Source organism: Hymenobacter agri (genome assembly GCF_054778495.1).
Genome location: NZ_BAAGZM010000253.1, coordinates 1 through 5,819 on the forward strand (window position 1 = coordinate 1; position 5,819 = coordinate 5,819).

Annotated in this window: 8 protein-coding genes; 1 reads left to right on the forward strand and 7 read right to left on the reverse strand. The window is 63.7% G+C overall.

The window, feature by feature from the left end:
• The 4 genes from ACYVDE_RS12965 to ACYVDE_RS12980 form a co-directional block, all read right to left on the reverse strand.
• Positions 1-550: succinylglutamate desuccinylase/aspartoacylase family protein (locus tag ACYVDE_RS12965; RefSeq protein ID WP_460501965.1), on the reverse strand; the 550-nt coding region annotated here is incomplete at its 3' end.
• A gap of 157 nt (positions 551-707) precedes the next feature.
• Positions 708-1,661 (reverse strand): 30S ribosomal protein S6--L-glutamate ligase, encoded by a 954-nt coding sequence (gene rimK / locus ACYVDE_RS12970; protein WP_460501966.1) that lies wholly within the window; start codon positions 1,659-1,661, stop codon positions 708-710.
• Positions 1,662-1,805: 144 nt separating this feature from the next.
• Positions 1,806-2,282, reverse strand: a complete 477-nt coding sequence (locus ACYVDE_RS12975) for an ATP-dependent zinc protease family protein (RefSeq protein ID WP_460501967.1) — start codon at positions 2,280-2,282, stop codon at positions 1,806-1,808.
• Positions 2,283-2,460: 178 nt separating this feature from the next.
• Positions 2,461-2,790 (reverse strand): 2TM domain-containing protein, encoded by a 330-nt coding sequence (locus ACYVDE_RS12980; RefSeq protein WP_460501968.1) that lies wholly within the window; start codon positions 2,788-2,790, stop codon positions 2,461-2,463.
• A 224-nt stretch (positions 2,791-3,014) separates the two neighbouring features.
• Between ACYVDE_RS12980 and ACYVDE_RS12985 the strand changes: the two genes are divergently transcribed.
• On the forward strand, positions 3,015-3,554 hold the full coding sequence (locus tag ACYVDE_RS12985) for a macro domain-containing protein (protein ID WP_460501969.1): 540 nt from the start codon (positions 3,015-3,017) through the stop codon (positions 3,552-3,554).
• Positions 3,555-3,562: 8 nt separating this feature from the next.
• Here ACYVDE_RS12985 and ACYVDE_RS12990 read toward each other — a convergent pair whose 3' ends face one another.
• The 3 genes from ACYVDE_RS12990 to ACYVDE_RS13000 all read right to left on the reverse strand — a co-directional run bounded on the left by ACYVDE_RS12990 (position 3,563) and on the right by ACYVDE_RS13000 (position 5,690).
• Positions 3,563-4,444 (reverse strand): 4-hydroxy-3-methylbut-2-enyl diphosphate reductase, encoded by an 882-nt coding sequence (locus tag ACYVDE_RS12990; RefSeq protein WP_460501970.1) that lies wholly within the window; start codon positions 4,442-4,444, stop codon positions 3,563-3,565.
• Between the two features lie 117 nt (positions 4,445-4,561).
• The gene (gene cmk / locus ACYVDE_RS12995) at positions 4,562-5,254 is read right to left on the reverse strand and encodes a (d)CMP kinase (RefSeq protein ID WP_460501971.1); all 693 of its coding nucleotides are present in this window, start codon (positions 5,252-5,254) and stop codon (positions 4,562-4,564) included.
• A 31-nt stretch (positions 5,255-5,285) separates the two neighbouring features.
• Positions 5,286-5,690 carry a hypothetical protein gene (locus ACYVDE_RS13000; RefSeq protein WP_460501972.1) on the reverse strand — a complete coding sequence of 135 codons (405 nt, stop codon included), beginning with the start codon at positions 5,688-5,690 and terminating at the stop codon, positions 5,286-5,288.
• Between the last annotated feature and the right edge of the window lie 129 nt (positions 5,691-5,819).

Here is a 5,819-nt window from a genome sequence, read left to right on the forward strand (position 1 = left end):
GCAGCCCCGCGTGTAGCGTGAACGGGGCCGCGAAAGCGGCCGCCAGCGCATCCACTTCGGGGTCGACGCCCAGCAGGGCACGCACCTGTGGGAAGTTGGCCCGCGCCGCGCCGCCGGTGTGAAAATCGATGCCGTAGTCAATCAGCGGCATAATTTCGCGCATGAAGCGGTGGGCCACCCGCCCGGCCAGCGACCCGCGCGGAAACCCGGGAAACGAGCGGTTCACATCCTTACCGTCGGGCACATCGCGGCTGAAATTCAGAAACCCGTAGATGTTGAGGATGGGAATGGCGATGATGGAGCCCCGCAGCGGCATCAGCAGCTCGCGCCGCACCAGCCGCCGGATGGTTTCGATGCCGTTCACCTCGTCGCCGTGCATGCCACCCATCAGCAGCAGCGTGGGGCCGGGGATTTCGGAGCGCAGCACGTGCACCGGTACGTCAATCACCGTGCCCGAGGGCAGCTTCGAAATCACCAGCCGCGTGAGCACCCGCTCGCCGGGCTGAATGGTGAGGCCGTTGAGGTGGAACGGGGCGACGGGGCTGGGCATAGGTGGAGTGTGTTGAAATGGTAAGCAGGTATAAGGGCGGGGCTTGCCCCTGCCCGGGTGGTTCGCACCGCCACAACGATGCCGTTCAACGACGGGCGGGGACAAGCCCCGCCCCTACAGGTTCCGCACTTCCTACCGCCCTGCTCTTCCCCTACTCCTACTTGCCGCCCGGCACGTCCGACTGCGCATCTACGCCCTGCGCGGCGTCTTTTTTGGGTTTGGCTTTGGTTTTCTTCTTGCTGGCCAAGGCAGCCGTGTAATCGATGATGCGGCCGGCGATGTCGAGGCCGGTGGCTTTTTCGATGCCTTCGAGGCCGGGCGAGGAGTTCACTTCGAGCACCAGCGGGCCGCGCTTGCTTTGCAGCATGTCCACGCCGGCAATGCCCAGGCCCAGGGCCTTGGTGGCCAGCAGCGCCGCCGCTTTTTCGGCCCGCGACAGCTTCACGAGGGTGCCCGAGCCGCCGCGGTGCAGGTTCGAGCGAAACTCGCCCTCCTTGCCCTGGCGCTTCATGGCACCCACTACTTCGCCATCCACCACAAAGGCGCGCAGGTCGGCGCCTTTGCTTTCGGCAATGAATTCCTGCACAATAATGCGGGCCTTGAGGTTGTGGAACGCCTCAATTACCGACTGCGCGGCCTTGGCCGACTCGGCCAGCACCACGCCCAGGCCCTGCGTGCCCTCCAGCAGCTTGATGATGACGGGCGCGCCGCCCACCTGGCTTATCATGGCCGGCACGTCTTCGGAAAAGTTGGTGAAGGCCGTTTTGGGCATGCCCACGCCGGCGCGGCTCAGTATCTGCATCGAGCGCAGCTTGTCGCGCGAGCGCACAATGGCCTGGCTGTCGATGGCAGTGCGCACCTTCATCATCTCAAACTGCCGCACCACGGCCGTGCCGTAGAACGTGACCGAAGCCCCGATGCGCGGAATAATGGCGTCGAAGCCTTCGAGCTTCTGGCCTTTGTAGATGATGCCGGGCTGGCCTTTTTCGAGCACCAGGTTGCAGTGCAGGTGGTCGACCACCACGGCCTCGTGGCCTTTGGCGGCGGCGGCCGCCACCAGCCGCTGGGTCGAGTAAGAATTTGGCTCGCGCGAGAGAATGGCCAGTTTCATCGGGGTGGAATGGGGGTGGCGGGGGTGGTGTAGGCGTCGTTTGTCATCCTGAGCGGCGCGAAGGACCTTCTTACGCCTGCAATGCGTGCTTGCGCGACAAGGTCCTGCACTGCACTCAGGATGAGAGCCGGCCTACAAAGCTACTCAGGAGCGGGCGCGGCGGGCGGCGGACCGTGCCTGATTTTTGTAGGAAAGGTTGCGCCGGGCCACGTCGACCACGAAGCGGCCCGCCCGCAACAGGCTGCGGCCCAGCAGCACCGGGTATTTCATGTCGGACCGGTCGGAGAGTGAAAATTCGGTTTCGAAATGCTCGCCGTAGAGCTGCACCACCGCCCGAATGACGTAGCGCTCCTGCACCTCGCCGTTGCTGGAGCGAATGTCGCGCAGCGCAAAGTCGGGAAAGGTCAGCAGGCGGCCGTCGGCCCCTTCGTGGCCGGGGTCGAGCAGGCTCACCACCAGCACCGGGCGGCCTGCGCCAGTGGTTTCGAGGTGGATATTGGTGCAGTGAATGGCGCTGGTGTAGGCCCCGGTATCGACTTTGGCCTCGACGCCGCCCAGCGCAAAATCCGGAAAATCAACGAGCTCGCGGCGGCCGAGCAGGCGCTTGGGGAGGCGGTTCATGCGGTGAAGATAGGCCGCACAGCCGATGCGCCCACCGCCAGCGCGCGCCCGGCCCCAACAAATCGGCCGAACCCGTCGGGCCCGCGAACGACGTCGCAGGCTCTTCAGATTCGGCCGAAGCAGAAAAAGGAAAGTGGAAGGGTAAGGATGTAAGCGAAAAACCGGCAGCTAATCAGGCCTAACGGTACTTATCGAGCGGGTCGACGCCGCTGCTCTGCTGGCGAGCCAGGCGGTCGTACTCGCGCTGGGCGCGCTGCTCGTAGGTGAAGCCGCCGTAGGTGGCAATGCCGCGCCGAACCAGGCCCAGGCCCCAGAAGAACGTCACCCACAAAGGCCAGGGGATGTCGGCGTGGAAGCGGTGGCCGTAGTGGTAGGAGTGTGAGTCGGTGAAGGCCCAAATCACCCACAGCAGCGCGTTCACGAACAGGAACGACAACAGGTGCGATTGAAATTTGGCGCGAGCTTTCGCTTTTTGCCACAGGTAGGGGTCGCGTTGCAGGGTTTCCATGAGCGTGGGCGTTTAAGTGGTTGTGATTAATGATTCAAAGGTATCCGCCGGGCGAACCCAGCCGCAACTGCTCGTTGCCGAACCGTCGGAAAAAGCACTTGAACCGTCGTAAAAGGGGCTCGAACTGCAGGCCACCGCGCCCGAATCCGTTGCCGCACTGGCCGCGTACCGCATCAATCGCCAACTTGCGGCGCGCATTACACCCGTCCTGCTTTCTTTTCGCCATGCCTGCCTCTGCCCTCTCCGCCCGCATCCAGCTCGTGCCGGGCGACATCACTAAGCAAGTCGTGGCGGCCATCGTGAACGCGGCCAACTCCAGCCTGCTCGGTGGAGGCGGCGTCGATGGCGCCATTCATCGCGCCGGTGGTCCCAAGATTTTAGAGGAATGCCGCTTTCTGCGTGAGAGAAAATATCCGTTCGGTCTTCCCCCCGGGCAAGCAGTGGCAACCACTGGCGGTAATCTGCCAGCTACCGTTGTAATTCATACTGCCGGCCCGGTTTGGCACGGCGGAAACCAGCACGAGGCAGAAGAACTAGCCGCTTGTTACAGAAGCTGCCTGCAACTTGCTGCCGCCCGTGAATTGGCCAGCGTGGCCTTTCCCGGCATCAGTACCGGCATCTACGGTTACCCCAAGGCCGAAGCCGCCTCCGTGGCCGTGCGCGAGGTGCGGCAGTGGCTGGCGGCGCACACGTGGCCCCACACGGTGGTGTTTGATGAAGAAAACCGGCGGCTATACCAGCAGGAGCTGGCGGCGCACCGGTAGCACTGGCGCTAGGCCGGCTCGCCCACGCCTTGCACCCGCTCGGCTACCTGCTGCATCAGCCACAGCGGGGTGCTGGTGGCGCCGCAGATGCCCACGGTTTCGGCCCCGACCAGCCATTCGTCCTGCACCTCGTCGGCGTTTTCGATGAAGTAGCTGCGCGGGTTCACGCCGTTCACCACCGAGAACAGCGCTTTGCCGTTGGAGCTTTTGCGGCCGCTTACGAACAGCACCACGTCGTATTCGGTGGCGAATTTGGCCAGGGCGGGCTCGCGATTGCTCACCTGCCGGCAAATGCTGTCGTTGGCGTCGAAGCTGTCGAGCTGCCCGCCGGCGGCTTGGATGCGGGCCTCCATCAGCGCCTTCATCTTGTAGAAGCCGGCGGTGCTTTTGGTGGTTTGGCTGAAGAGCGTGACGGGCCGCGCAAAATCAATCTGGTCGAGGTCGGCCTCGTTCATCACGATGATGGCGCGGTTGCCGGTCTGGCCCGTAAGGCCGGCCACTTCGGCGTGGCCAGGCTGGCCGTAAATCACAATCTGGCCGTTCTGGCGCTGGCTCAGGTCGAAGGCGTGCTTCACGCGGTTTTGCAGCTTGAGCACCACCGGGCAGCTGGCGTCAATCAGCTCCAGGTTGTTTTGCAGGGCCAGCTGGTAGGTTTCGGGCGGCTCGCCGTGGGCCCGGATGAGCACCTTGCAGTCGTGTAGCTCGGCCAGCTGCTCGCGGTCGATGATGCGCAGGCCCTGCTGGTGCAGGCGCTCCACTTCCATGCGGTTGTGCACGATATCGCCGAGGCAATACAGGGTTTCTTCGTGCGCCAACTCGTCCTCAGCCATCTGGATGGCGAATTCTACGCCGAAGCAGTAGCCGGAATTCTTATCAATCGTGACCTTCATGCGGTGCGGGTAACACTCCTGCGGCGGCGAGGAGTTCGCCGGAGGGCAAAGGTACAGCAGTTGCGCGGGGTATGGGACGACAGATTGAGGATGACAGATGGCGCCTAATCTGTAAGGCTACTCCCACCCCGCCGCAAACAGCGCCGACGAGGCCCTATCGAGCACAAAATCAACCTGCTCGGAGATGGTGATGTGCGTAGTGTCGAGCAGCACGGCGTCGGGGGCGCGGCGCAGGGGGCTTTCGGCGCGGGTCGAGTCGAGGTGGTCGCGCTTGCGCAGATTCTCGATGATGTCGTCGAGCGGCACGATTTCGCCTTTGGCGGCCAGCTCTTCCTGGCGGCGCCGGGCGCGCAGCTCGACTTCGGCCGTCATGAAGATTTTCACTTCGGCATCGGGGAAAACGGTGGTGCCGATGTCGCGGCCGTCCATCACCACGCCGCGCTTGCGGCCCATGCGCTGCTGCTGGGCCACCATGGCGTGGCGCACCATCGGAATGCCCGACACTTCGCTCACGGTATTGGAAATGCGCATCTGGCGAATGTCGTCTTCGCGATTGACGCCGTTCAGGAAAAGCTCATTGCGGCCGGTGCGGCGGTGGCGGCGGAAGCTGATGTGAATGTCGCGCAGGGCCTGCTCGATGCCAGCCATATCGTCGAAGACGATGCCCTGCTCCAGCAGGTACAGCGTAACGGCGCGGTACATGGCGCCGGTGTCGACGTAGGCGTAGTGCAGCAGCTGGGCCACGGCTTTGGCGGTCGTGCTTTTACCGCAGGAGGAGTAGCCGTCAATGGCAATAACGAGTTGTTTCATAACGACGCGGGTGGCCATTGGCCCCGCAAGATTACGAAATCCATCCCTTACGTGCGGCGACCGGCGCTTTCAGCCGCTGCGGAACCGAGGCAAAAAAAGCCGCTACCGAGGCGCTTTCCCCCTCATTCAGTTGCGCATCGACTAAATGGAAGGGATTAAAAAAAAATCGGTTGGCTAGTCCCACCCCGGTTGTACCGTCTTTGCCGGTGGCCCATTCACCTCCGTAGGCCCGCACCAGGCACTCGCCCAAAAAGCACCCCAGCGCCATGACCACGCCCGGCCGCTCGGCGGCGCCCAGCTGCCCGCGCTGGGCCTGAATAAAATTGACCAAATGGGCCACGGCTTCGGCGTCGAAGGCTTTCAGTTGTAACTGCTGCCGCACCTGCTCGGCGGCGGCGTTGATGGAATCGAGGGGCGTGGGCTGGGTGTCGGACATGGGGCAAAGTACGCCGTAAATCGGCCGACGGGTTACCTGCGGGCCTGCAAAAGCGCCTCGCGGTGGTCGGCGGCGTTGGCCGCCAGCAGCAGCGGCGTCTCGAAACGGGCGTTCAGCTCGCCGGCGCGC

Coding starts and splice junctions, on each gene's coding strand:
- rimK (WP_460501966.1), bottom strand. CDS start 1,661: ATGAAACTGGCCATTCTCTCGCGCGAGCCAAATTCTTACTCGACCCAG.
- ACYVDE_RS12990 (WP_460501970.1), bottom strand. CDS start 4,444: ATGAAGGTCACGATTGATAAGAATTCCGGCTACTGCTTCGGCGTAGAA.
- ACYVDE_RS12975 (WP_460501967.1), bottom strand. CDS start 2,282: ATGAACCGCCTCCCCAAGCGCCTGCTCGGCCGCCGCGAGCTCGTTGAT.
- ACYVDE_RS12985 (WP_460501969.1), top strand. CDS start 3,015: ATGCCTGCCTCTGCCCTCTCCGCCCGCATCCAGCTCGTGCCGGGCGAC.
- ACYVDE_RS13000 (WP_460501972.1), bottom strand. CDS start 5,690: ATGTCCGACACCCAGCCCACGCCCCTCGATTCCATCAACGCCGCCGCC.
- ACYVDE_RS12980 (WP_460501968.1), bottom strand. CDS start 2,790: ATGGAAACCCTGCAACGCGACCCCTACCTGTGGCAAAAAGCGAAAGCT.
- cmk (WP_460501971.1), bottom strand. CDS start 5,254: ATGAAACAACTCGTTATTGCCATTGACGGCTACTCCTCCTGCGGTAAA.